General features: G+C 64.7%; 22 protein-coding genes and 3 tRNA genes. 18 read left to right on the forward strand and 7 right to left on the reverse strand.

What is annotated here, in order from left to right; translation table 11 throughout:
* Nucleotides 1-2 precede the first annotated feature (2 nt).
* Nucleotides 3-1313: a multicopper oxidase domain-containing protein gene (locus ACQR1Y_RS33455; RefSeq protein ID WP_434879873.1), complete on the reverse strand. Its 1311-nt coding sequence runs from the start codon at nucleotides 1311-1313 to the stop codon at nucleotides 3-5.
* Nucleotides 1314-1487: 174 nt separating this feature from the next.
* Between ACQR1Y_RS33455 and ACQR1Y_RS33460 the strand changes: the two genes are divergently transcribed.
* The 6 genes from ACQR1Y_RS33460 (at nucleotide 1488) to ACQR1Y_RS33485 (ending at nucleotide 8795) form a co-directional block, all read left to right on the forward strand.
* Nucleotides 1488-1572: transfer RNA gene (locus ACQR1Y_RS33460), tRNA-Leu, on the forward strand.
* Between the two features lie 172 nt (nucleotides 1573-1744).
* Nucleotides 1745-3103 carry a trigger factor gene (gene tig / locus ACQR1Y_RS33465; protein WP_434879859.1) on the forward strand — a complete coding sequence of 453 codons (1359 nt, stop codon included), beginning with the start codon at nucleotides 1745-1747 and terminating at the stop codon, nucleotides 3101-3103.
* A 296-nt stretch (nucleotides 3104-3399) separates the two neighbouring features.
* On the forward strand, nucleotides 3400-4032 hold the full coding sequence (locus ACQR1Y_RS33470; protein WP_006611023.1) for an ATP-dependent Clp protease proteolytic subunit: 633 nt from the start codon (nucleotides 3400-3402) through the stop codon (nucleotides 4030-4032).
* Between the two features lie 443 nt (nucleotides 4033-4475).
* Nucleotides 4476-5750: an ATP-dependent Clp protease ATP-binding subunit ClpX gene (gene clpX / locus ACQR1Y_RS33475; RefSeq protein ID WP_434859177.1), complete on the forward strand. Its 1275-nt coding sequence runs from the start codon at nucleotides 4476-4478 to the stop codon at nucleotides 5748-5750.
* Between the two features lie 328 nt (nucleotides 5751-6078).
* Nucleotides 6079-8502, forward strand: a complete 2424-nt coding sequence (lon, locus tag ACQR1Y_RS33480; RefSeq protein ID WP_434859176.1) for an endopeptidase La — start codon at nucleotides 6079-6081, stop codon at nucleotides 8500-8502.
* Nucleotides 8503-8718: 216 nt separating this feature from the next.
* Nucleotides 8719-8795: transfer RNA gene (locus ACQR1Y_RS33485), tRNA-Val, on the forward strand.
* 158 nt (nucleotides 8796-8953) lie between these two features.
* Here ACQR1Y_RS33485 and ACQR1Y_RS33490 read toward each other — a convergent pair.
* Nucleotides 8954-9676 carry a DUF2569 family protein gene (locus tag ACQR1Y_RS33490; protein WP_434879860.1) on the reverse strand — a complete coding sequence of 241 codons (723 nt, stop codon included), beginning with the start codon at nucleotides 9674-9676 and terminating at the stop codon, nucleotides 8954-8956.
* 224 nt (nucleotides 9677-9900) lie between these two features.
* Between ACQR1Y_RS33490 and ACQR1Y_RS33495 the strand changes: the two genes are divergently transcribed.
* Nucleotides 9901-10386, forward strand: coding sequence for a Crp/Fnr family transcriptional regulator (locus tag ACQR1Y_RS33495; protein WP_434879861.1), 486 nt, complete (start codon nucleotides 9901-9903; stop codon nucleotides 10384-10386).
* Here ACQR1Y_RS33495 and ACQR1Y_RS33500 read toward each other — a convergent pair.
* On the reverse strand, nucleotides 10325-11152 hold the full coding sequence (locus ACQR1Y_RS33500; protein ID WP_434879862.1) for a metallophosphoesterase family protein: 828 nt from the start codon (nucleotides 11150-11152) through the stop codon (nucleotides 10325-10327). The two genes, ACQR1Y_RS33495 and ACQR1Y_RS33500, sit on opposite strands and share 62 nt — an antisense overlap.
* Before the next feature lie 72 nt (nucleotides 11153-11224).
* Nucleotides 11225-11458 (reverse strand): hypothetical protein, encoded by a 234-nt coding sequence (locus ACQR1Y_RS33505; RefSeq protein ID WP_434879863.1) that lies wholly within the window; start codon nucleotides 11456-11458, stop codon nucleotides 11225-11227.
* Nucleotides 11459-11747: 289 nt separating this feature from the next.
* On the opposite strand from ACQR1Y_RS33505, the gene ACQR1Y_RS33510 reads away from it, so the two are divergent.
* Nucleotides 11748-12605: a class I SAM-dependent methyltransferase gene (locus tag ACQR1Y_RS33510; protein WP_434879864.1), complete on the forward strand. Its 858-nt coding sequence runs from the start codon at nucleotides 11748-11750 to the stop codon at nucleotides 12603-12605.
* Between the two features lie 18 nt (nucleotides 12606-12623).
* On the opposite strand, the gene pepT is transcribed toward ACQR1Y_RS33510, so the two are convergent.
* The gene (gene pepT / locus ACQR1Y_RS33515) at nucleotides 12624-13880 is read right to left on the reverse strand and encodes a peptidase T (protein ID WP_434879865.1); all 1257 of its coding nucleotides are present in this window, start codon (nucleotides 13878-13880) and stop codon (nucleotides 12624-12626) included.
* 555 nt (nucleotides 13881-14435) lie between these two features.
* On the opposite strand from pepT, the gene ACQR1Y_RS33520 reads away from it, so the two are divergent.
* A tRNA-Asp gene (locus ACQR1Y_RS33520) sits at nucleotides 14436-14512 on the forward strand.
* Between the two features lie 157 nt (nucleotides 14513-14669).
* Here ACQR1Y_RS33520 and ACQR1Y_RS33525 read toward each other — a convergent pair.
* Both ACQR1Y_RS33525 and ACQR1Y_RS33530 read right to left on the reverse strand, forming a co-directional pair.
* Nucleotides 14670-14867: a hypothetical protein gene (locus ACQR1Y_RS33525; RefSeq protein WP_434859169.1), complete on the reverse strand. Its 198-nt coding sequence runs from the start codon at nucleotides 14865-14867 to the stop codon at nucleotides 14670-14672.
* 320 nt (nucleotides 14868-15187) lie between these two features.
* Entirely contained in the window at nucleotides 15188-15523 is a 336-nt protein-coding gene (locus ACQR1Y_RS33530) for a hypothetical protein (RefSeq protein WP_434859168.1), read from the reverse strand.
* Between ACQR1Y_RS33530 and ACQR1Y_RS33535 the strand changes: the two genes are divergently transcribed.
* From ACQR1Y_RS33535 to nuoG, 9 genes are all read left to right on the forward strand, one after another.
* A complete protein-coding gene (locus tag ACQR1Y_RS33535; protein ID WP_006611013.1) occupies nucleotides 15513-15878 on the forward strand; it encodes an NADH-quinone oxidoreductase subunit A in 366 nt (121 codons plus the stop codon). The two genes, ACQR1Y_RS33530 and ACQR1Y_RS33535, sit on opposite strands and share 11 nt — an antisense overlap.
* Nucleotides 15875-16456, forward strand: coding sequence for a NuoB/complex I 20 kDa subunit family protein (locus ACQR1Y_RS33540; protein WP_006611012.1), 582 nt, complete (start codon nucleotides 15875-15877; stop codon nucleotides 16454-16456). Before ACQR1Y_RS33535 ends, ACQR1Y_RS33540 begins: the two co-directional genes overlap by 4 nt.
* 11 nt (nucleotides 16457-16467) lie before the next feature.
* A complete protein-coding gene (locus ACQR1Y_RS33545; RefSeq protein WP_434859167.1) occupies nucleotides 16468-17073 on the forward strand; it encodes an NADH-quinone oxidoreductase subunit C in 606 nt (201 codons plus the stop codon).
* 14 nt (nucleotides 17074-17087) lie between these two features.
* Nucleotides 17088-18284 (forward strand): NADH-quinone oxidoreductase subunit D, encoded by a 1197-nt coding sequence (locus ACQR1Y_RS33550; protein WP_009026255.1) that lies wholly within the window; start codon nucleotides 17088-17090, stop codon nucleotides 18282-18284.
* Nucleotides 18284-19243, forward strand: coding sequence for an FkbM family methyltransferase (locus ACQR1Y_RS33555; RefSeq protein WP_434879866.1), 960 nt, complete (start codon nucleotides 18284-18286; stop codon nucleotides 19241-19243). Before ACQR1Y_RS33550 ends, ACQR1Y_RS33555 begins: the two co-directional genes overlap by 1 nt.
* 14 nt (nucleotides 19244-19257) lie before the next feature.
* Nucleotides 19258-19869, forward strand: a complete 612-nt coding sequence (nuoE, locus tag ACQR1Y_RS33560; protein WP_434859165.1) for an NADH-quinone oxidoreductase subunit NuoE — start codon at nucleotides 19258-19260, stop codon at nucleotides 19867-19869.
* Nucleotides 19866-20081, forward strand: coding sequence for a hypothetical protein (locus ACQR1Y_RS33565; protein ID WP_257165730.1), 216 nt, complete (start codon nucleotides 19866-19868; stop codon nucleotides 20079-20081). The genes nuoE and ACQR1Y_RS33565 overlap by 4 nt, the downstream gene beginning before the upstream one ends.
* A gap of 19 nt (nucleotides 20082-20100) precedes the next feature.
* Nucleotides 20101-21426: an NADH-quinone oxidoreductase subunit NuoF gene (nuoF, locus tag ACQR1Y_RS33570; RefSeq protein WP_434859163.1), complete on the forward strand. Its 1326-nt coding sequence runs from the start codon at nucleotides 20101-20103 to the stop codon at nucleotides 21424-21426.
* Nucleotides 21427-21522: 96 nt separating this feature from the next.
* Entirely contained in the window at nucleotides 21523-23592 is a 2070-nt protein-coding gene (nuoG, locus tag ACQR1Y_RS33575; RefSeq protein WP_434879867.1) for an NADH-quinone oxidoreductase subunit NuoG, read from the forward strand.
* Nucleotides 23593-23599: the final 7 nt, after the last annotated feature.

Here is a 23599-nt window from a genome sequence, read left to right on the forward strand (position 1 = left end):
CCTCAAGCGATCTCATACCACCGCAACAGCCGCGGCGCTGCCCAGTTCGCGGCCATGCTCTCCAGCAGGAACCGTCCGGACTGTTGGGCGAGAAACGCGATGCGCTGGGTCTGGCCGGCCTCGAGCGCCAAGGTGTCGAGCCAATAGGGCTTCCAGCCGTCGTCGAGCCGGTCGAGCAACCGGAATGGCTGGCCGTGCAGATGGACCACATTGGTGCCGCTGGTCTTGTTGGCCAACGCGAGCACGACGACGCGGCCGGCCTTGGCCTGGAAGGCAGGCGCACTCGTCGCGCTGAACTGCACCGCCGGGCGCCAGTCGGGGCCGTCGAGCGCGAGGTCCACGCGCACAGCCTTTCCCAGATCGAGCTTGTCCGGCAGACCGTTCGCGGGGAGCGGCGGCGCCGGCGGTAGCGGCGCACCCCGAAGCGGTGGCTCGCCCGACGGCGCGAGCCGGGCGAGGGGGCGCGCGGCCGTTCCGTCATGGAGCAGGACCTGCAGCGGCGCCTTGGCGGCGGGCATGTCGATGAACACGTCGGTGCGGCCGCCGGGCGGCAGCACCACGGCGCCGTTGCGGGCGAGGAACGGTTCGGCCGGCTGGCTGTCGATCGCCATGACGCGAATCGCGTCGAGGTCAGCGATTTTGATCGCGATCACAGCGCGATGGCAGCCATTGATGATGCGGAGCCTGACCCGCGCATGGGTGCGCAGCGCGATCTCCGGCTGGATCTGGCCGTTGATGGCGTAGACCAGCTCGGCGTCCTTTGCCTCGGTGCCCGGCGCCAGCGCGCTGCCGTCCGGCCTCAGCCGGAAGTCCTCCACCAGGAAAATCTCGTCGCGGTCGACAGTTACGGGCTGGGCCTCATCGACGATGACAGGTAGCGGCCGGATCGGGAGAGCCGCATGATCGGCCAACAGCCGCACGTCGAGCAGGCCGGTGCCGGCCCGTGCCGCGGTCGCGGCGATGCTGGTCCGGCCGCCGGGCCCGACCGCCGGCTGCCCCAACAGCGGGGCGGGCAGAGCGAGGCCGCGGCCGGCAAGGGCCGCTGCGACGGACAGCCCGTTCGAAAAGCCGAGGTCGAGTGCCGCGTCACGGGCAAGCCGGACCAGCGGGGCGGGGGCCGTCAGCCGCCAGAGCTGGCTGGGCGCGCGGCCCGGGCCGAGCGCAAGAGATTCGGCGCGGGCCTCCAGCGCCAGCCCGATCCGGCTCGTGGCCACCGCGGGCCTGCCGAGCGATGCGGTCAGCCCTGCCACGAGGCCTCCAAGCAGCGTCCTGCGGCTGATCCTCTCCACAGGCTGCCTCATACGGCAAAACATCGTGCGATGAGGGGGATGCGGATCATGTCGTTTTCCCTTATGTGTGCGTCCGACACGGTCGATCGGCCGGCCGATGGTGCTGTCGCCAGCCCATTTTTTTGCTGCGGACGGTTTCGCGCGTGGTATAAGCCGCGCCGCCCGCGGCACCGCGGCCGGGTTATCGATGCAGTTCACGCGGGCGTGGCGGAACTGGTAGACGCGCTGGATTTAGGTTCCAGTGACGAAAGTTGTGGGGGTTCGAGTCCCTCCGCCCGCACCAAGCGCTGCTCTGGCGTTTGCCCCAAGTTTTACCGGCGACCCCGCTGTCTCGCAAAGAGAAAGCGGGCCGCCGACCCACCCGGCGCAAGGCGTTTTGCCGCGCGTCGTCCACAATTGAGTCAGGTGTGTCCGGATCGCAAGGGTTCGGACCGTAGCGGAAGAAGATTGGCGCCATGCAGGTCACAGAAACCTTGTCGGAAGGCTTGAAGCACGAGTTCCAGATCAGCGTTCCGGCGGCGGATCTTGACGCCAAGGCGGACGCCAAGCTGGTCGATCTGAAGGACAAGGTCCGCATCAACGGCTTCCGCCCCGGCAAGGTGCCGGTGGCGCATCTGAAGAAGATCTACGGCAAGTCGGTCATGGCCGAGACCATCGACCAGACCATCCGCGACACCAACACCCAGATCTTCACCGAGCGCGGCTTCCGCCTAGCCACCGAGCCGAAGGTGACGATGCCGACCGAGGAGGCCGAGGTTGAGAAGATCCTCGCCGGCCAGACCGACCTGACCTACACCGTCGCGATCGAGGTCGTTCCCGCCATCGCGCTCGCCGACTTCAAGACCTTCACCGTCGAGAAGCCGGTCGCCGACATCACAGACGCCGACGTCGACGAGGCGATCAAGCGTCTGGCCGACGCCAACCGCAGCTACACTGCCAAGGCCGAGGGCGCGAAGGCCGAGAGCGGTGACCGCGTGAAGGTGAACTTCAAGGGCACGATCGACGGCGTGGCCTTCGACGGCGGCACCGGCGAGGGCATCGACGTCGTGATCGGCTCGAACACCTTCATCCCGGGATTCGAGGACCAGCTGACCGGCATCGCGGTTGGCGAGACCCGCACGCTGAAGGTCACGTTCCCGACCAACTATCTGAACAACGAACTGGCCGGAAAGGCCGCGGAGTTCGAGACCACGGCGACCGCGATCGAGGCGCCGGAGGACAAGGTCGTCGACGACGAGTTCGCCAAGACGCTCGGCCTCGAATCGCTCGACAAGCTGAAGGAGCTGATGCGCGACCGGCTGGCCGGCGAGTTCAGCCAGGCGACCCGCCAGCGCGTCAAGCGCGCGCTGCTCGACCGCCTCGACGAGACCCACAAGTTCGATGCGCCGCCGTCGCTGATCGACGAGGAGTTCAACCTGATGTGGAACTCGGTCCAGGCCGAGATGAAGTCGAGCGGCAAGACCTTCGCCGACGAGAACACCACCGAGGACAAGGCGAAGGAAGAATACCGCACCATCGCCGACCGTCGCGTGCGCCTCGGCCTCGTGCTGTCGGAGATCGGCGAGAAGAACAAGATCACCGTGACCGACGACGAGGTCAGCCGCGCCGTGATCGAGCGTGCGCGCTCGATGCCGGGCCGCGAGAAGGAGGTCTGGGACTTCTATCGCAGCAACCCGCAGGCGCTCGCGCAGCTGCGCGCGCCGATCTACGAGGACAAGGTCGTCGACTTCATCCTCGAGCTCGCGAACGTCACCGAGAAGAAGGTCTCCAAGGACGAGCTGTTCAAGGACGACGAGAACGACAAGGCGGCCTGATCGGGCCACCGTTCGTCGGGTTTGCGACATCAGCGCATGATTAAGGTTGACCGGCGAAAGCGCCGGTCAACCCGGTTCCGGCGCTGGTCGCCGCGGCGGGAATCAGCTTCAACAGGGCAACGACCTCGCTTGCGGTTGGCCCGGGGCCCGGTCTTGTCACCGGGAAATTGGTCCATATCTGTGGGCTCGGTCTTGAAGTTCTGCATCACGGGACATTCGTCCGTCGCTGCTCGTTGAATGAGCCTCACCTGCGGCGGCCGGTCGTCTCAACTGCTGGTCCAACCTCTGGGTGATTCATGCGCGATCCCGTCGAAACCTATATGAACCTTGTGCCCATGGTGGTCGAACAGACCAACCGCGGTGAGCGCGCCTACGACATCTTCTCGCGCCTCCTGAAGGAGCGCATCATCTTCGTGACCGGCCCGGTCGAGGACGGCATGGCGACCCTGATCGTCGCCCAGCTCCTGTTCCTCGAGGCCGAGAACCCGAAGAAGGAGATCGCGATGTACATCAACTCGCCGGGTGGCGTGGTGACGTCGGGTCTCGCGATCTACGACACGATGCAGTTCATCCGTCCGGCGGTGTCGACGCTGTGCACGGGTCAGGCGGCCTCGATGGGCTCGCTGCTGCTCTGCGCCGGCCACAAGGACATGCGCTTCTCGCTGCCGAACTCGCGCATCATGGTGCATCAGCCGTCCGGCGGCTTCCAGGGCCAGGCGACCGACATCATGCTGCATGCCCAGGAGATCCTGAGCCTCAAGAAGCGGCTCAACGAGATCTACGTCAAGCACACCGGTCAGCCCTACAAGGCGATCGAGGATGCGCTGGAACGCGACAAATTCCTCACGGCGGAAGCCGCCCAGGAATTCGGGCTCATCGACAAGGTGCTCGACAAGCGGCCGGAAGATCCGGCGGCGATGGGCAAGTGAGCCAGGAATGAGCGAGCCGGGGCCCCTGGATAGGGCCCCGGAAACTGACGGCATCACTGCTGCCGGCCTCGGCTGGCGGCGGTATCGAGGTGGGTCCTAAAAGGGCCGCAACCCTGCCGTGCGACGGGCAAACAGGCGTGGCAAACACGCAACGTTCGGCCGATTTCGCGTGTTCTTACCGTGTCAAGCCTCAAAATCACGGTAATGTCACGGTCTAGGGTCTGTGCTCCGATTAGCGAATTCTTGATAGTCGGATGACAGCATGATTGGCTAGAGTGTCCAGTTATGGATCGTGGGGGATTCGCAGAAGTCGTGGATCGCACGGCAGGTGAAGAACAAGGTCTTAATTTTGGTACGAAATTTGCTCTTTCACCACACTGGTCCGGCCCGCGCCGGATCGGAAAGAACGAGCGGACAAGAGCGAACCGCGGACGGAGACAGGAATGACTAAGGTCGGTACGGGCGACGCCAAGAACACGCTATACTGCTCGTTCTGCGGCAAGAGCCAGCACGAAGTCCGCAAGCTGATCGCAGGTCCAACCGTCTTCATCTGCGACGAGTGCGTCGAACTCTGCATGGATATCATCCGCGAGGAGAACAAGTCCTCGCTGGTCAAGTCGCGTGACGGCATTCCGACGCCGAAGGAAATCTGCAAGGTTCTCGACGACTACGTGATCGGTCAGAACCATGCGAAGAAGGTGCTCTCGGTCGCCGTTCACAACCACTACAAGCGCCTCAACCACCAGACCAAGCACTCGGACGTCGAGCTCGCGAAGTCGAACATCCTGCTGATCGGTCCGACCGGTTCGGGCAAGACGCTGCTCGCGCAGACGCTCGCCCGCATCCTCGACGTGCCGTTCACGATGGCCGACGCGACGACGCTGACCGAGGCCGGCTATGTGGGTGAGGACGTCGAGAACATCATCCTGAAGCTGTTGCAAGCCGCCGACTACAATGTCGAGCGGGCGCAGCGTGGCATTGTCTACATCGACGAAATCGACAAGATCAGTCGCAAGTCGGACAATCCCTCGATCACCCGCGACGTGTCGGGCGAGGGCGTCCAGCAGGCGCTGCTCAAGATCATGGAAGGCACGGTCGCGTCGGTTCCGCCGCAGGGCGGCCGCAAGCATCCGCAGCAGGAGTTCCTGCAGGTCGACACCACCAACATCCTGTTCATCTGCGGTGGTGCGTTCTCCGGCCTCGAGAAGATCATCTCCTCGCGCGGCCGGTCGACCTCGATCGGCTTCGCGGCCCAGGTGCTGGCGCCGGAAGATCGCCGCACCGGCGAGATCTTCCGTCACGTCGAGCCTGAGGATCTCTTGAAGTACGGCCTGATCCCCGAGTTCGTCGGCCGTCTGCCGGTTGTGGCGACGCTCGAGGATCTCGACGAGAATTCGCTGAAGAAGATCCTGACCGAGCCGAAGAACGCGCTGGTGAAGCAGTATCAGCGGCTGTTCGAGATGGAGAATATCGAGCTGACCTTCGCCGACGAGGCGCTGGGTGCGGTGTCGCGCAAGGCGATCGAGCGCAAGACCGGCGCACGTGGTCTGCGGTCGATCCTCGAGAGTATCCTGCTCGAGACCATGTTCGATCTGCCGGGCCTCGAAGGCGTCGAGGAAGTGGTCATCTCGCGCGAGGTGGTCGAAGGCACGGCCCGTCCGCTCTACATCTACGCCGATCGCTCCGATCGTGCGGTGGAAAGCAGCGCCAGCGCGTGATCCGCGCTGGTACGAGAGACAGAAGACCTCGATTGATCGGATCAGCGACTGCCGCGGACACTGTGTCCGCGGCATCGCAGCGTTTGCGTAACCCGCCGCGTAAAGCCATTTTTGGCGGGCGTTTACCGATACTTGACACCCCCCGGGTCGATAGCCACCTAATGTCGCGTGGCGATACAAATCTCAATCCCGGGATTCGCCTCACCAAACGATCCGAAATAAGCGGGCGATATCGACGCGTCAGTGAAGTCCGGATCAGATCGCACCTTGTGGCGGTTGCGCACGATGGCGGGCTGCGTGCAAGGGGGCAAAACAAAAGGAACAGGCCATGACGACCCCTAAACCCCGGCCGACCATCGTTTACGGCGAGAGCCACGCCTATCCGGTGCTTCCGCTGCGCGACATCGTCGTCTTCCCGCACAACATCGTTCCGCTGTTCGTCGGCCGCGAGAAATCCATCCGCGCCCTCGAAGAGGTGATGAAGAACGACGCGCTGGTGATGCTGGCGACGCAGAAGAACGCGTCCGACGATGATCCAGCTCCGGATGCGATCTACGAGACCGGGACGCTCGCCAGCGTGCTGCAACTCCTGAAGCTGCCCGACGGCACCGTGAAGGTGCTGGTCGAGGGCCTGGAGCGCGCGCGCGTCGAGAAGTACACCGATCGCGCCGACTACTACGAAGCCACTGCCGTGGCGCTCGAGGACACCGATGCCAAGTCGGTCGAAGCCGAAGCGCTGGGCCGCTCGGTCGTGTCGGACTTCGAGAGCTATGTGAAGCTGAACAAGAAGATCTCGGCTGAGGTCGTCGGCGTCGTTCAGTCGATCACCGATTTCGGCAAGCTGGCCGACACCGTCGCTTCGCATCTCGCCGTCAAGATCGCCGATCGCCAGGGCATCCTGGAGACGCTGTCCGTCACCACGCGCCTGGAGAAGGTGCTGGGCCTGATGGAGAGCGAGATCTCGGTGCTGCAGGTCGAGAAGCGCATCCGTTCGCGCGTCAAGCGCCAGATGGAGAAGACCCAGCGCGAATACTACCTGAATGAGCAGATGAAGGCCATTCAGAAGGAGCTGGGTGACGAGGACGGCCGCGACGAGCTCGCCGATCTGGAAGAGCGCATCAACAAGACCAAGCTCTCCAAGGAAGCGCGCGAGAAGGCGCAGCACGAGTTGAAGAAGCTGCGCCAGATGTCGCCGATGTCCGCGGAAGCGACCGTCGTGCGCAACTACCTGGATTGGCTGCTGTCGATTCCGTGGAACAAGAAGTCCAAGGTGAAGAAGGATCTGGAGGCCGCGCAGGCGGTCCTGGATGCGGATCACTATGGTCTGGAGAAGGTCAAGGACCGCATCGTCGAGTACCTGGCGGTGCAGTCGCGCGCCAACAAGCTGACCGGCCCGATCCTGTGCCTGGTCGGACCTCCCGGCGTCGGCAAGACCTCGCTCGGCAAGTCGATCGCGAAGGCCACTGGCCGCGAGTTCGTTCGCGTGTCGCTGGGCGGCGTGCGCGACGAGGCGGAGATCCGCGGTCATCGCCGGACCTATATCGGTTCGATGCCGGGCAAGATCATCCAGTCGATGCGCAAGGCCAAGACCTCGAATCCGCTCTTCCTGCTGGACGAGATCGACAAGATGGGCTCGGACTTCCGGGGTGACCCGTCGTCGGCGCTGCTGGAGGTCCTGGACCCCGAGCAGAACACGACGTTCAACGATCACTATCTGGAAGTCGATTACGACCTGTCGAACGTCATGTTCATCACGACCGCGAATACGCTCAATATTCCCGGGCCGCTGATGGACCGCATGGAGATCATCCGCATCGCGGGCTACACCGAGACCGAGAAGGTCGAGATCGCCCGCAAGCACCTGATCCCCAGCGCGATCTCCAAGCACGGCCTGGACTCGAAGGAGTGGTCGATCGACGACGACGCGCTGCTGCTCGTAATCCGGCGCTACACCCGCGAAGCGGGCGTGCGTAATTTGGAGCGTGAGATTTCGACACTGGCCCGCAAGGCCGTGAAGGAGCTCATGATCTCCAAGAAGAAGTCGGTGAAGATCACCGAGAAGACCGTCGAGGAATTCTTGGGTGTTCCGAAGTACCGCTTCGGCGAGATCGAGAGCGACGACCAGGTCGGCATCGTGACCGGTCTGGCGTGGACGGATGTTGGCGGCGAGCTGCTGACGATCGAAGGCGTCATGATGCCCGGCAAGGGCAAGATGACGGTGACGGGCAATCTGCGCGACGTCATGAAGGAGTCGATTTCGGCGGCGGCCTCGTTCGTCAGGTCGCGTGCGATCAACTACGGCATCGAGCCGCCGTTGTTCGACCGGCGTGACATCCACGTCCACGTGCCGGAGGGGGCGACCCCGAAGGACGGCCCCTCGGCCGGCGTGGCCATGGCGACGACGATCATCTCGGTGATGACCGGCATCCCGGTTCGTCACGACGTCGCGATGACCGGCGAGATCACCCTGCGTGGTCGCGTGCTGCCGATCGGCGGTCTGAAGGAGAAGCTGCTGGCTGCCGCTCGCGGCGGCATCAAGACGGTGCTGATCCCCGAGGACAACGCCAAGGATCTCACGGAGATTTCCGATGCGATCAAGGGCGGCATGGAGATCATCCCGGTCTCCCGTCTCGACGAGGTCGTTGCCCGGGCCCTGGTCCGCAAGCCGGTGCCGATCGTCTGGGAAGAGGACACCAAGGTGCCCGTGAAGGCCGATGGCGACGAAGCCGCCGGCGGCCTGACCGCCCACTGAGGCCAGAACAGATGCAAGGAAACGGCGCCCGATCGGGCGCCGTTTTCGTTTGGGCTCGTTCCGTTGAATGGGTTGTCCTGATCGACAAAGCTGCCGCGGCTTTCCGGCCTGACGTGCGGTTCCGGCGTTGATTGCGTCCCGGGCAGGGGGTAAAGAGGCGCAGCGCGACGGGCCTGCACGGCATGGCCGGACAGGATACCCGATCGGCTGCAGGACGGGCGGTTAGCTCAGCTGGTTAGAGCATCTCGTTTACACCGAGAGGGTCGGGAGTTCGAATCTCTCACCGCCTACCACCTCACCGCAGGCAAGCTTCCCATCGAGTCTCGCCGGGGCCGACCGGCGCGGAAGGCTTTCGTCACATGCAAGAGGCCGCGCTCCGTTCGATGCCGAGCGGAGCCGTAAACGCCGTCGTCAAGTCAGTGCCCAGTGCCGTCCGCGTTGCGGCCCGCTTTCATTTGACGAAGGTGTTGGCGACGCGGCGAGACCGCAGGACGTAGGCAATCCAGATTGCCGCGCTGATCGCGCTGACCGCCAATTGCGCTGGATTGATCGAGTCGCGACCGATGAAATCCGTCAGCGCTCGATCAAGTGAGATCGCCAGAATGGCGGCAATCGCCAGCACCTCCAGGATCGGCACGATGACGACAAACAGCATCTCGGCAATGAAGAAGCGGGGAAAGCTCCGTGCGTGCTTGAACATCAGGATCGTGGTGTAGGCCGAGAAGGCGAGCAACGCGAGGCTCAGCGCGATCTCGCCCCAGATCATGGCCGGAAAGCGGGTCCATACCTCATCGCGGATGGATCGAACGTAGTCGGCAAGGCTGATCAGGTACCGGATGGGGCCGAGCACCTGTCCGATGGCCACGAGCACGAGCCAGCCTCCGATTCCGTGCGGTTGGGCCCTGACGTTCTTGAACGCGATCGCCTCCTCGGCGGTCACAACGGGCTCGCGCGTTTCGGGGGAGGGCGCCGAGGAGCCCTGCAGCGGCGGTCGTTGAAACAACTGACCTGCGACCTCGCCGACTTCGCGGACCGGCTTCCACTTGTCGAAGCCCTGTCGCCAGATCAGCACCGGCCGAGGGTCGGCAAGACATTCCAGCACCGAGATCAGTTTGGCGAGCGAGACCGGACCATTCGGTTGATTGCCCTCGGAATAGTACCAGAGATCCGTCATGCAGCGCCCCCGCGTTGCACCATTGTAGCGCTCGCGTCTTGGTCGTCACGATGGAAACGATCGGCCAAAGCGAGGTTTTTTGCTGGCATTGAGACAGCCCGAGGCCGTTGGAGCCGCGCCTCCGCTCTGCCCCCCCCGGCGAATGAGAGGCGCCTGAAATTCCCATGGCGATCGTCGGCCGTTCGGCTACGCTGCGTCCTCGAACGTCACACGTGGTTGGGCTCATGACTGACTTTCTGCGTCACTGCACCGGCGGACACGAACGCATCATCGCGGCAGGAATTGACCTGCTGCAGGAGGGCCACAGCACCGGGCATCTCTACATCCTGCTGGACGGGCGGCTGGAGGTGATCAAGGCCGGCGCTACCGTGGCCGTCGTCTCGGAGCCGGGCGCGCTGTTCGGCGAGATGTCGCTGCTGCTGGAGCAGGCGCATACGGCGACCGTTCGCGCGCTCATCGACAGCCGGATCTACGAGATCCTGGATGCGCAGCGTTTCCTGACCGAAAATCCCGAGGCGACCTTGTGGATCGCACGCATGCTGGCGCAGCGGCTCAACGTCGCCAACACCTATCTCGCCGACCTCAAGCGGCAATATGCCGGGCACGGCACGCATCTTTCGATGGTCGGCGACGTCCTGCAGAGCATGATCAACCTGCCGCCGCAGCAGGTCTCGCCAGGAACGGATCTGGAATCCGACCCACGGCTCTGAGCCATTCCGGCGGCTCGGCGACCGGCTGCGCCGGCCGCTGCAGCGGTGCGGCGAGATCGATCCATTCGGCGTGGCCGGCGGCCAGCCAGTAGGCGCGCGCCGCGTCGGTCTCGATCACGATGTAGGTCGGGGGACGTCCGGGCTGCAGGCCGGTGTTGAACACCCAGGTCGCGCCGAGCCGGTCGAACCATGAGCCATTGCCGATGAAGGGCGACTGATGGACGTGGCCCGAGATCACCATGGACGGTTGGTGACGTTCGATCCAGCCGACGAGCTCGGCGTCGCCGAAGAAGCGCTTGCCGCCCCAGCTCACCGGCGAATCCGCCGGCGGCGCGTGGTGGATCCAGATCCAGCGGGCCGCCGTCCGCTGCGCGGCATTGGTGAGCTGGCGCTCGATCCTCGCCTTCACCAGCGGACCATCCCACCACGGGCAGATCGTGAACAGCGTGTCGTCGATCAGGAGATCGTCGCCATCGGCGGCAATTCCGAGCTCGTGGAGGGTCCCGATCCACGCCGCGATCTTCTCGCCATCGGCGCTGCGCTCTTCCAGATCGTGGTTGCCCGAGCAGATCATCACGCGGGTCTTCGCCGCGAGCAGAGCGAGATACTTCTTCACCACGACGATCTGGGCGCGAATGTCGACGATCGAGGACAGGTCGAGCGCATCGCCCGCGAATACCACCGCATCGAAATGACCGGCGGCGGCGACCAGCCAGTCGAACTGCGGCAGCGCGTAGTGTAGGTCGGCAACGACGAGGCAGCGCATGAGATCTCCGATGCACTCAATGCAAATCAGAGACCATCGGTGCTTTCAAGACGGATACGGGCCGGCGCCTGGTCAGCGCTGCTGCTGACGTGAGGGATAACGCGGCTGCGTCGGTTCCGTCTGGTAGGACGGGTAGCCGGGACTGTACGGCTCGGTCAGCGGCCGCGACGGGGTGATCGGCTGATTGAGCGGATCGGAGAACACCGGGTTCTGCCGCGTCGGCACCGGCGTGCCGCTGCGTCCGCCGGCGGCTTCGGCTTGGGCTACGGCTGCAAATGACAGCGCCGCTGCCACGAGCAGCAACAAGCGAGGATGTCCACTCATGATGGTCCTTTCTCACGGCCCGCCACGTGAATGCCCGATCGCGAGGCCCGTTCCACCGGTGATATGGAAACGATGTCGCACTCGGCAAAGCGCCACTGAGTAGGGCGGGCGCTGATCTGCGGTCGTAGCGAGCGGTACCCTCAATCATCGCGGATGGTCTCGACGGCGTGGTCAAGGCCGGGTGACATCTGTCCGTCGCGCCCTCGTGCCTTGACAGGCCGGGCCCCAGCATGCGCGATGCCGGCCTGTCATCATGTCATCGGGACGCATCATGTCATTGCCTCTTGGAGACGACCGCAACGCCGATCAGATCGCCTATTGGAACGGGCCGGGCGGCCAGCGCTGGTCCGATCGCCAGGAGGCGCAGGACGTCCTGCTCGCGCCGGTGTCGCAGATCCTGATCGACCGGATCGCCGCTGGACCCGGCGACCGTATCCTCGACGTCGGCTGCGGCTGCGGCGGTCTGGCGATTGCGCTCGCGGCGCAGGTTGCACCCGGCGGCCATGTGCTCGGCATCGACATTTCCACTCCCATGCTGGAGCGCGCCCGCGCCGTGGCGCCGCCCGCGCTTCCGGTCGAGTTCGTGCTGGCCGATGCCACCGTGCATCCGTTCACGCCGGCGAGCTTCGACCTTCTGGTCTCGCGCTTCGGCGTGATGTTCTTTGCCGACCCCGTGACGTCGTTCGCCAACATGCGCCGCGCGCTCAAGCCCGGCGGCCGGATCGTGTTTGCCTGCTGGCGCGAGCCGAAAGCCAATCCCTGGATGATCGCGCCGCTGCAGGCGGTGTATCGCCACGTGCCCAAGCTTCCGGAGATGGCGCCGGAGGATCCGGGCCCGTTCGCTTTTGCTTCGGAGGAACGGGTGCGGCGGATCCTGGGGGAGGCCGGCTTCAACGATGTTGCGCTGCAGGCGCATGCGCTGTCGCTCGACATCGCCCGCGGCCAGGGGCTCGAGGCGGCCGTGCAGTCCGCCTTCGAGATCGGTCCGGCCAGCCGTGCTCTGGAGGGACATGATGAAACGACGCGGCAGGCTGCCCGGCAGTCGGTGCGTGACCTGCTGGCGCAGCATCTCCAGGGCGGCAGCGTCAGCCTGTCCGGCTCGATCTGGCTGGTGACGGCGCGGAACTGAGCGCCGCGCCGAAAGCGCTCAGCTGCGCTCTTCCCAGATCATCGCCAGATGGACGATGGTCTGCACGGCCTTCTCCATGTCCTGCACGCTGACCCATTCCAGCCGCGAATGGAAGGCGTGCTCGCCTGCGAAGATGTTGGGGCAGGGCAGGCCCATGAACGACAGCCGCGAGCCGTCGGTGCCGCCGCGAATCGAGGTCCTGACCGGCGTCAGTCCCGCGCGGCGGATCGCGTCCTCGGCATAGGTCACGATCTCCGGATGCCGGTCGATCACTTCCTTCATGTTGCGGTACTGCGCCTTGACCTTCATCTCGTAGGTCGAGCGCGGATAGTCCTTCATCACGTCCTTGACGATGTCCTCGAGCAGCGCCTCCTTCTGGCGCAGGCCCTGCTCGCTGAAATCGCGGACGATGAAGTCGAGCCTGGCCTGCTCGAGCGCGCCGGAGATGCCGACCGGATGCAGGAAGCCTTCCTTGCCCTCGGTCGTTTCCGGCGAGCAGCTGTCCTTCGGCAGGCGCTCCACGATCGCGGACGCAATCTTGATGGCGTGCTCCATCTTGCCCTTGGCAAAGCCGGGGTGGGCGCTGACGCCGTTGATGACGATGGTGGCGCCGTCGGCGGAGAAGGTCTCGTCCTCGATGTGGCCGGCGGTCTCGCCATCCATGGTGTAGCCGAAATCGGCGCCGAGTTTCTTCAGGTCGACCCGATCGACGCCCCGGCCGATCTCCTCGTCGGGCGTGAACAGGATCTTGATCGTACCGTGCTTAATCTCGGGGTGGCTGATGAGGAACTGCGCCGCGTCCATGATCTCGGCGATGCCGGCCTTGTTGTCGGCCCCGAGCAGGGTCGTGCCGTCCGTGGTGATGATGTCGCTGCCGATCTGCTGCTTGAGCGCCGGGTGTTCGGCCGCGCGAATGATCTGGCTGGAATCGCCGGGCAGGGTGATGTCGCCGCCCTGGTAATTGCGCACGATCTGCGGCTTCACGTCGGCGCCCGAGCAATCCGGCGAGGTGTCCATGTGCGAGCAGAAGCAGATCACCGGCACGGTCTTGTCGGTGGTCGCGGGGATCGTGGCGTAGACATAGCCGTGGTCGTCGAGATGGGCGTCCGCCAGCCCCATCGCCTGCAGTTCGCCGGCGAGCAGCCGCCCGAGATTCTTCTGCTTCAGCGTCGACGGGCAGGTCGGCGAGCTCGGGTCCGACTGGGTGTCGATCACCACGTAGCGGAGGAAGCGCTCGGTGACGGAATAAGTATAGCTGCGGAACTGGTCTGACATAGGCACCACGATAGGACGAAGGAGGAATATTGTACCGCAATCGGTCCAGTAATATATCAGACTGGCATACCAGATGACAGGGGCTGCCGGCGATCTGCCGCCTGCGACTGCCCAAATAGAGGGACGAAGGCGGTCCCATTGAAGCCGGCTGCCTCGCATGATCCGACGAGACGTCGAGCCTGCTCGGTCGAACGATTCGGATATCGACTCTTTTCCCGATGGGGCGGACCGGTTCGCCGCCGCCGTTGGGCAACTCACGTCTGACCGTCTTCATCTGGGCTGCCCGACTCCGGCAGCTCCGGCGAGGCTCGCGATCATGCTTTGGGGGCTGCCGCTTCGACGTGATCGGCGGCGGCTTGGCCGCTTTGGCGGTCTGAACGCCGTGCGGTCACATCTTGCGGCAGTTCGCTGCGTAGATCGCCGGCCGAACCCGGACCGCGGGCCGGCCTCGTCGTTGACCTCTGTGCAAGGACTTCTCACAAATCGGTTTCATTGTCCTTGACTTCGAAACATCGCCCCTTTAAGTCGCACTCCTCCGCGGGATTTCGCGATCACGCGGGAGTAGCTCAGTTGGTTAGAGCGCCGGCCTGTCACGCCGGAGGTCGCGGGTTCGAGCCCCGTCTCTCGCGCCATTTTCAATGGCTTAGCACCCCCCTTACAGCATCATCCTCGTGTCCGGCTCGCGCTGTTGCGCGCGGCGATAAGTTGCGCCGTTTCGCTCTGGCCGGCAACGCAAAAGGCCGCCGAAGCGGCGGCCTGGACGTCACGGTTCGCTGATGCGGTGAGTGGTCAGCGCACCATCGAGTTCGCGGAACTGGTCACGACGACCGGCTTGCCCGCCTTCACGACATGCGCGGCGGTCTGGCTGTAGTCGACATTGGTGCGGGCAGCGATCCCGAAGGCGGTCACCGCAATGCCGGCCACCAGGGCCACCACGATGATCTTTAGATGGGTCGAACGGTCTGCGGAATGGAGCGAGTGGTTCATGTCGGCCTCCCGGCGTCTCAGAGCGCCACTTTGTTGGCCGTACTTCTACCTGCGGTTTGTTTCGATCCGGTTTCTTCGTTTCCTCAAAATGGTTTCATCGGTTGCAGCAGGCGCCGGGGCAATCGGCAGTAAGCAGCCAGGCGTCCGAGGATCCTGGTTGGGCCAGGCCGGTCGCGTCATCCGAGGCTTCGATCATTTGATCGGACAGCCCTGCAGACCAGACCTTCGAGCACTGCGTCGACCTTGATCGGGCGGCCCCACGCAACCATCTAGTCGATAGCGAAAGGCTATCGGACGATCGCCCTTCGGCCGGCGACGGGTCACCCGATTCGCGGCCCTCGCCACACGACATCGACCAGCCCGGAGCTTGCGCACACCGGCGTGCGTGTTTGGCGATCGCTGAGCAATTCAGCTTCCGTCCGCATCGCTGCGACACCGTAAAGCTGCGGGTCTGCGATGCCCGGCGCGAAGGTCTCCTGACGCGGCTGCTTTTCCCTGTGTGTCCGGGTTTCCGCAATGTGGGGAGGGATGACGACGGCGAAGCGGCTCGTCTTGCGCGGCTTGGTGCGCTGCGCTAAGGCTTCGACCAATTCCAATGCAGCGAGTCTGCGGTTTGCACCGAAACCGCAGAGGAAAGTGGCGCCGATGACCGGCATCCTTCAGAACTATCTCCCCCTCGTGGTTTTCATAGGTGTCGCAGCCATCATCGGGGTGGTGCTGCTGATCGCGCCCTTCGTGGTCGCCTATCAGCAGCCCGATCCCGAAAAGCTCTCGGCCTACGAGTGCGGCTTCAATGCGTTCGACGACGCCCGCATGAAGTTCGACGTCCGCTTCTACCTTGTTGCCATCCTTTTCATCATCTTCGACCTCGAAGTTGCCTTCCTGTTTCCCTGGGCGGTCGCATTCGGCAAGCTCGGCGCGGCCGGCTTCTGGTCGATGCTGGTGTTCCTGGCCGTGCTGACGGTCGGGTTTGCCTACGAATGGAAGAAAGGCGCGCTTGAATGGGATTGAGCCCGACCCCGTCCTCCGGTCCGGTGATCGCACCGGCCCCCAAGGGCATTCTCGATCCCGCGACCGGCAGGCCTGTTGGTGCCAACGACCCCTATTTCCTCGAGGTCAAGCACGAGCTGTCGGACAAGGGATTCTTCGTTGCGACCGCTGACGATCTGATCACCTGGGCCCGCACCGGCTCCTTGATGTGGATGACGTTCGGCCTGGCCTGCTGCGCCGTCGAGATGATGCAGGTCTCGATGCCGCGCTATGACGTCGAGCGCTTCGGCTTCGCGCCGCGCGCCTCGCCGCGCCAGTCCGACGTGATGATCGTCGCGGGCACCCTGACCAACAAGATGGCGCCGGCGCTGCGCAAGGTCTACGACCAGATGCCGGAGCCGCGCTACGTCATCTCGATGGGCTCCTGCGCCAATGGCGGCGGCTACTACCACTATTCCTATTCGGTGGTCCGCGGCTGCGATCGCATCGTTCCCATTGACATCTACGTGCCTGGCTGCCCGCCGACCGCGGAAGCGCTGCTGTACGGTGTTCTGCTGTTGCAGAAGAAGATCCGTCGCACCGGCACCATTGAACGCTGAAGGTTTTGGTCATGGACGACGGCAGGCTCGACGCCCTTGGGCAGACGATCGTGAGCGCGCTTCCGGGCGCGGCTCTCGGTCATTCGGTCGCTTTCAATCAGCTCACGGTGAACGTCGAGGCCACCCGGATCGTGGAGGTGGTGAAGTATCTGCGCGATGATCCGGCCTGCCGGTTCATCAACTTCACCGACATCACGGCCGTCGACTACCCCGAGCGCGCCAAGCGCTTCGAGGTCGTCTACCACTTCCTGTCTCCGACGCTGAATACCCGCATCCGGCTCAAGGCCGAAGCCGACGAGATGACGCAGGTGCCGTCGATCATCGACGTCTTTCCGGGTGCCGATTGGTTCGAGCGCGAAGCCTACGATCTCTATGGCGTGATCTTCGTCGGCCATCCCGACATGCGCCGGCTGCTGACCGACTACGGCTTCGACGGCCACCCGCTGCGCAAGGACTTCCCGACCACCGGTTTCGTCGAGGTGCGCTACGACGACCAGGAGAAGCGGGTGATCTACGAGCCGGTCCGGCTCAACCAGGAATTCCGCAAGTTCGATTTTCTCTCGCCCTGGGAAGGCGCGGACTATCCGTTGCCGGGCGATGAGAAAGCGACCAAGTGAGTGGGAGCGCGAGCATGAACGAGCAAAGCCCGGCACTCCGCAACTTCACGATCAACTTTGGTCCGCAGCATCCGGCGGCCCACGGCGTCTTGCGTCTCGTGCTTGAACTCGACGGCGAGGTCGTTGAGCGCGTCGATCCGCATATCGGCCTGCTTCATCGCGGCACCGAGAAGCTGATCGAAACCAAGACCTATCTGCAGGCGATGCCCTATTTCGATCGACTCGACTACGTCGCGCCGATGAACCAGGAGCATGCGTTCTGCCTCGCAGCCGAGCGGCTGCTCGGCATCGAGGTGCCGCGCCGCGGCCAGCTGATCCGGGTGCTGTACTCCGAAATCGGCCGTCTGCTGTCGCATCTGCTCAACGTCACCACGCAGGCGATGGACGTCGGCGCGCTCACCCCGCCGCTGTGGGGCTTCGAGGAGCGCGAGAAGCTGATGGTGTTCTATGAGCGCGCCTCCGGCTCGCGCATGCACGCCAACTACTTCCGTATCGGTGGCGTCCACCAGGACCTGCCGACCAAGCTGATCGACGACATCGACGCGTTCTGCGATCCGTTCCTCAAGGTCGTCGACGACCTCGACCAGCTCTTGACCGGCAACCGCATCTTCAAGCAGCGCAACGTCGACATTGGCGTCGTCACCCTGAAGCAGGCCTGGGAGTGGGGCTTCTCCGGCGTGATGGTGCGCGGCTCCGGCGCCGCCTGGGACCTGCGCAAGTCGCAGCCTTACGACGTCTATGCCGAGATGGATTTCGACATTCCGATCGGCAAGAACGGCGACTGCTACGACCGCTATCTGATCCGCATGGAAGAGATGCGTCAGTCCGTGCGCATCATGAAGCAGTGCATTGCCAAGCTGCGCGCGCCGGACGGGCAGGGGCCCGTGCTGATCACCGACAACAAGATCGCGCCGCCGCGCCGTGGCGAAATGAAGCGCTCGATGGAAGCGCTGATCCATCACTTCAAGCTCTATACCGAGGGCGTGCACGTGCCGGCGGGCGAGATCTACGCCGCCGTCGAGGCGCCGAAGGGCGAGTTCGGCGTCTACCTCGTCGCCGACGGCACCAACAAGCCGTACAAGTGCAAGATCCGCGCGCCGGGCTTCGCCCATTTGCAGGCGATGGACTTCCTGTGCCGCGGCCATCTGCTGGCCGACGTCTCGGCCATCCTCGGCTCGCTCGACATCGTGTTCGGAGAGGTTGATCGCTGATGGGCCATGCGCCGATCCAGTTCGATCGTGCTTCCGGGGCGCTCGAAGGAGCGAACCTCTGGGAGCGCACGGCTGCCTTGGCGCTTTCCACCGGCTCGAAGATCTCCTCGCACTTCTCGCATCGCGGCTACAATCGCTGCGCCAATCTGCTGCGCCTCGCGCTGCCCGAGCGCAACCTCGCGGTGAAGCTCAACCCGGATGCGGTGTTCGAGTTTCCCTACGGCGACGGCTATTGGAGCAAGCTGCTCAACCGCGCCTATCACTATGAGGATGAGCTCGAGCTGCTCTTCCTGGGCACCGTCGATGTCGACTACACCTTCATCGATGGCGGCGCCAACTATGGCTACTGGTCGGTGCTGGTGTCGAGCGCGCCCTATGGATCGCACAAAGCGATCGCGATCGAGCCGTCGTCGGCGAACTTCGCCAAGCTCGCGAACAATGCTGATATCAATGGCGGGCGCTTCGAGGTGATGAAGTGCGCGATCGGCGAGCGCCGCGGCGTGGCGCATCTGAGCGGCACCAAGCACGAGGCCTTCAGCATCGCCGGCGAGGGTGCGGACGGTGAGCAGGTGCCGGTGATGGCGCTCGACGACCTCATCGACGACGGCAAGGTCGTGGCGTCCGGAAAATATCTGATCAAGCTTGACGTCGAGGGCGTGGAGATCGAGGCGATCAAGGGTGGGGCGCGGCTGCTCGCGACCGACAGCATGATCCTCTGCGAGGAGCACGGCCAGGACCGTAACCATACGGTGTCGCGCTACATCCTCGACCAGACGCCGATGCAGCTGATGGTCTATGACCCGGCGAGCGGTCGTTTCGAGACCGTGACCGAATTGTCGATCCTCGACCGCATCAAGGTGTCCTCGCACGTCGGCTACAACGTGTTCGGAACTGCAAGTGCCTTCTGGCAGAATCGCGTCGCAGCGCTCAATGCAAGTGCCGCGCGCCGCATGCAATGAAAGACTAGAGAGCCATGTCCGTCCGCCGTCTTGCCCCGAAGGACCTCCAGCCCGCGAGCTTTACGTTCACGGAGGAAAACCTCGCCTTCGCCAAGGCCCAGATCGCCAAATATCCGGAAGGCCGCCAGGCCTCGGCCGTGATCGCGATCCTGTGGCGCGCCCAGGAGCAGAATGCGGGCTGGGTCTCGGAGGCCGCGATCCGGGTCGTCGCCGACATGCTGGGCATGCCCTATATCCGCGTGCTCGAAATCGCGACCTTCTACACGATGTTCCAGCTGCAGCCGGTCGGCAAGAAGGCCCACGTCCAGGTCTGCGGAACCACGCCGTGCCGGCTTCGCGGCGCCGAGGAACTGATCGAGGTCTGCAAGCACCGCATCCATCACGACCCCTTCCACCTCTCCAAGGACGGCGATTTCAGCTGGGAAGAAGTCGAGTGTCTGGGCGCCTGTGTGAATGCGCCGATGGTGCAGGTCTGGAAGGATACCTATGAGGACCTGACGCCGGAGAGCTTCGGCAAGGTGCTCGACGGCTTCGCGACCGGCAATCTGCCGACGCCGGGTCCGCAGAACGGCCGCCAGTTCTCGGCGCCGGCGGGCGGACCGACCACGCTGAAGGAGAAGACATGAGCCGCAATCGCACCCGCGTTGCGGCCCTGAGCCAAGAGGGCGCCGCGATGAAGAACTGGCGCTACGTGGCGCTGCATACGCTCGCAGCCGCCGCTTTCATTTTCGTACTGCAGCGGTTCGCGCTCAACGCGACGCTGGAGTCCAGTCTGCTGTGGGCCTTGGTATTCGGCGGCTGCGCCGCCTTCATCGCCACCATGCAGTCGAACCGCTGATGTCAGAGGAAGCCGTCTGATGCTCGACGACAAGGACCGCATCTTCACCAACCTGTACGGCCTGCATGATTGGGGCCTCGAAGGCGCACGCCGTCGTGGCAGCTGGGATGGCACCAAGGGGCTGATCGATAAGGGGCGCGACTGGATCATCAACGAGATGAAGGCGTCGGGCCTGCGCGGCCGCGGCGGCGCCGGCTTCCCGACCGGCCTGAAATGGTCGTTCATGCCGAAGGAATCGACCGACGGCCGGCCGAGCTATCTCGTCGTGAATGCCGACGAGTCCGAGCCCGGCACCTGCAAGGATCGCGAGATCATGCGGCACGATCCGCATCATCTCGTCGAGGGCTGTCTGCTCGCCAGCTTCGCGATGAACGCGCATGCCTGCTACATCTATGTGCGGGGCGAGTTCATCCGCGAGCGCGAGCGGCTGCAGGCGGCGATCGACCAGGCCTATGAGGCGAAGCTGGTCGGCAAGGACAACATCCACGGCTGGCCGTTCGACATCTATGTCGCGCACGGCGCCGGCGCCTATATCTGCGGCGAAGAGACCGCGCTGCTCGAGAGCCTCGAGGGCAAGAAGGGACAGCCGCGGCTGAAGCCGCCATTCCCCGCCAATGTCGGCCTCTATGGCTGCCCGACCACCGTCAACAACGTCGAGTCGATCGCGGTCGCGCCGACCATCCTGCGCCGTGGCGCGTCGTGGTTCGCCGGCATCGGCCGTCCGAACAATGTCGGCACCAAGCTGTTCTGCATCTCCGGTCACGTCGAGCGGCCGTGCAACGTCGAAGAGGCGATGGGCATCCCGTTCCGCGAACTGATCGAGAAGCATTGCGGCGGCATCCGCGGCGGCTGGGACAATCTGAAGGCGGTCATTCCCGGCGGCTCGTCGGTGCGCATGGTGCCGGCCGAGCAGATTATCGACACGCCGATGGATTTCGACAGCCTGTCGAAGCTGCGCTCGGGCCTGGGCACCGCGGCCGTGATCGTGATGGACAAGTCGACCGACCTGATCCGGGCGATCGCGCGCATCTCCTATTTCTACAAGCATGAGAGCTGCGGCCAGTGCACGCCGTGCCGCGAGGGCACCGGCTGGATGTGGCGCGTGCTGACCCGCATGGCCGAGGGCCGCGCCCACAAGCGCGAGATCGACATGCTGCTGGAGGTCACCAAGCAGATCGAGGGACACACGATCTGCGCGCTGGGCGACGCTGCGGCCTGGCCGATCCAGGGCCTGATCACGCATTTCCGTCACGAGATCGAAGCGCGCATCGACCAGTATTCGCACAAGGCCGATGTCGACGACGTCGGCGTGCGCGATCCCGCGCACATGGTGGCGGCGGAGTAGGTATGGCGGTCCGGTCCGCCAGCGAGGTTTTCCCCCGCGCTTGCGCCCTCACGGCGCGCGGCGCGGTGGTCCGTGGTTTGAGAGAGATGTGAGGCAATGACCAAGATCATCATCGATGGCAAAGAGATCGATGTGCCGCCGGAGTACACGCTGCTGCAGGCGTGCGAGGCGGCGGGCGCCGAGATTCCGCGCTTCTGCTATCACGAGCGGCTGTCGATCGCCGGTAACTGCCGGATGTGCCTCGTCGAGGTGAAGGGCGGACCGAAGCCGGTCGCGAGCTGCGCCTGGGGCGTGCGCGACTGCCGTCCCGGCCCGAAGGGTGAGCCGCCGGAGATCTCCACCCGCTCGCCGATGGTCAAGAAGGCACGCGAAGGCGTGATGGAATTCCTTCTGATCAACCATCCGCTGGACTGCCCGATCTGCGACCAGGGTGGCGAGTGCGACCTGCAGGACCAGGCGATGGGCTATGGTGTCGACACCAGCCGCTACGCCGAGAACAAGCGCGCCGTCGAGGACAAATATCTCGGCGCGCTAGTCAAGACCTCGATGACCCGCTGCATCCAGTGCACGCGTTGTGTCCGCTTCTCCGCGGAAGTCTGCGGCGTGCCGGAAATGGGCGCGACCGGCCGCGGCGAGGACATGGAGATCACGACCTATCTCGAGCAGGCGCTGAGCTCGGAGCTGCAGGGCAATCTGGTCGACATCTGCCCGGTCGGCGCGCTGACCTCCAAGCCCTATGCCTTCGCGGCGCGTCCGTGGGAGCTCGGCAAGACGCAGTCGATCGACGTCATGGATGGCGTGGGCTCGGCGATCCGCGTCGACACCCGCGGTCGCGAGGTGATGCGCATCCTGCCGCGTATCAATGACTCCGTGAACGAAGAGTGGATCTCCGACAAGACCCGTCACGTCGTCGACGGCCTGCGGACGCAGCGGCTGGATCGGCCCTACGTCCGCGAGGATGGCAAACTGCGCCCGGCCACCTGGCCGGAGGCGTTCAAGGCGATCGCCGCAAAACTGTCGCGCATCGACGGCAAGCGGATCGGCGCCATCGCCGGCGATCTCGCGGCCGTCGAGGAGATGTATGCGCTGAAGGATCTGCTCGCGAAGCTCGGCTCGACCAACGTGGCGGTGCAGGGCGGTGACAGCTTCGACGCCAAGCTCGGCCGTTCGTCCTATTTGTTCAATCCGACCATCGCCGGCATCGAGCAGGCCGACGCGATCCTGATCATCGGCGCCAATCCGCGCAAGGAAGCGGCCGTGCTGAACGCCCGCATCCGCAAGCGCTGGCGCTCGGGCCAGCTCAAGGTCGGTCTGGTCGGCCCCAAGGCCGATCTGACCTACTCTTATGAGCACATCGGCGCGGGCACGGACTCGCTGAGCGATGTCGCCGCCGGCAAGCACTCCTTCGCGACTACGTTCCGCAACGCCAAGAACCCGATCGTGCTGGTCGGCGCCGGCGCGGCCGCGCGTCACGACGGCGGCGCGATCCTGGCGCTCGCTGCCAAGATCGCGATGGACGTCAACGCGGTGCGTGACGATTGGAACGGCTTTGCCGTGCTGCACGACACCGCGTCGCGCGTCGGCGCGCTGGACATCGGCTTCAACGGCACCGGCCTGACCGGCGCCCAGATGACCACCTTCGGCACCATGGACGTGTTGTTCCTGCTCGGTGCCGACGAGGTCGAGGTGCCCGAGGGCGTGTTCACCGTCTACATCGGCACCCATGGCGACCGCGGTGCGCATCGCGCCGACATCATCCTGCCGGGCGCCGCCTACACCGAGAAGTCCGGCCTCTACGTCAACACCGAGGGCCGGGTGCAGATCGCGGCGCGCGCATCGTTCCCACCGGGCGAGGCCCGCGAGGACTGGGCGATCATCCGCGCGCTGTCCGACGTGCTCGGCCGCAAGCTCGGCTACGACTCGCTGGCGGCGCTGCGCGCCGAGATCATCAAGGCGGTGCCGCATCTCGGCCGCATCGACCAGATCGAGGCCGGCAAGATCGCCGACATCAAGACCCTGGCGGGCAAGGGCGGCAGCCTCGAGAAGGCGCCGTTCAAGCCTGTCGTCGACGACTTCTATCTCACCAATCCGATCGCGCGCGCCTCGGCGGTCATGGCGGAATGCTCCCGCCTGGCCTCCGGGCAGATGCTGACGGCAGCGGAGTGAGCGTGAC

It is taken from the genome of Bradyrhizobium sp. HKCCYLRH3099 (genome assembly GCF_051167855.1).
Classification (GTDB): domain Bacteria; phylum Pseudomonadota; class Alphaproteobacteria; order Rhizobiales; family Xanthobacteraceae; genus Bradyrhizobium.

Bases quoted from the DNA above. Each gene is read 5' to 3' on its own strand.
- lon (WP_434859176.1), top strand. From the start codon at position 6,079: ATGACGACCCCTAAACCCCGGCCGACCATCGTTTACGGCGAGAGCCAC.
- ACQR1Y_RS33490 (WP_434879860.1), bottom strand. From the start codon at position 9,676: ATGACGGATCTCTGGTACTATTCCGAGGGCAATCAACCGAATGGTCCG.
- ACQR1Y_RS33455 (WP_434879873.1), bottom strand. From the start codon at position 1,313: ATGTTTTGCCGTATGAGGCAGCCTGTGGAGAGGATCAGCCGCAGGACG.
- ACQR1Y_RS33530 (WP_434859168.1), bottom strand. From the start codon at position 15,523: ATGCCGGTCATCGGCGCCACTTTCCTCTGCGGTTTCGGTGCAAACCGC.
- nuoF (WP_434859163.1), top strand. From the start codon at position 20,101: ATGCTCGACGACAAGGACCGCATCTTCACCAACCTGTACGGCCTGCAT.
- ACQR1Y_RS33555 (WP_434879866.1), top strand. From the start codon at position 18,284: ATGGGCCATGCGCCGATCCAGTTCGATCGTGCTTCCGGGGCGCTCGAA.
- pepT (WP_434879865.1), bottom strand. From the start codon at position 13,880: ATGTCAGACCAGTTCCGCAGCTATACTTATTCCGTCACCGAGCGCTTC.
- ACQR1Y_RS33470 (WP_006611023.1), top strand. From the start codon at position 3,400: ATGCGCGATCCCGTCGAAACCTATATGAACCTTGTGCCCATGGTGGTC.
- ACQR1Y_RS33495 (WP_434879861.1), top strand. From the start codon at position 9,901: ATGACTGACTTTCTGCGTCACTGCACCGGCGGACACGAACGCATCATC.
- ACQR1Y_RS33510 (WP_434879864.1), top strand. From the start codon at position 11,748: ATGTCATTGCCTCTTGGAGACGACCGCAACGCCGATCAGATCGCCTAT.
- nuoE (WP_434859165.1), top strand. From the start codon at position 19,258: ATGTCCGTCCGCCGTCTTGCCCCGAAGGACCTCCAGCCCGCGAGCTTT.
- tig (WP_434879859.1), top strand. From the start codon at position 1,745: ATGCAGGTCACAGAAACCTTGTCGGAAGGCTTGAAGCACGAGTTCCAG.
- nuoG (WP_434879867.1), top strand. From the start codon at position 21,523: ATGACCAAGATCATCATCGATGGCAAAGAGATCGATGTGCCGCCGGAG.
- ACQR1Y_RS33525 (WP_434859169.1), bottom strand. From the start codon at position 14,867: ATGAACCACTCGCTCCATTCCGCAGACCGTTCGACCCATCTAAAGATC.
- ACQR1Y_RS33535 (WP_006611013.1), top strand. From the start codon at position 15,513: ATGACCGGCATCCTTCAGAACTATCTCCCCCTCGTGGTTTTCATAGGT.
- clpX (WP_434859177.1), top strand. From the start codon at position 4,476: ATGACTAAGGTCGGTACGGGCGACGCCAAGAACACGCTATACTGCTCG.
- ACQR1Y_RS33550 (WP_009026255.1), top strand. From the start codon at position 17,088: ATGAACGAGCAAAGCCCGGCACTCCGCAACTTCACGATCAACTTTGGT.
- ACQR1Y_RS33500 (WP_434879862.1), bottom strand. From the start codon at position 11,152: ATGCGCTGCCTCGTCGTTGCCGACCTACACTACGCGCTGCCGCAGTTC.
- ACQR1Y_RS33545 (WP_434859167.1), top strand. From the start codon at position 16,468: ATGGACGACGGCAGGCTCGACGCCCTTGGGCAGACGATCGTGAGCGCG.
- ACQR1Y_RS33565 (WP_257165730.1), top strand. From the start codon at position 19,866: ATGAGCCGCAATCGCACCCGCGTTGCGGCCCTGAGCCAAGAGGGCGCC.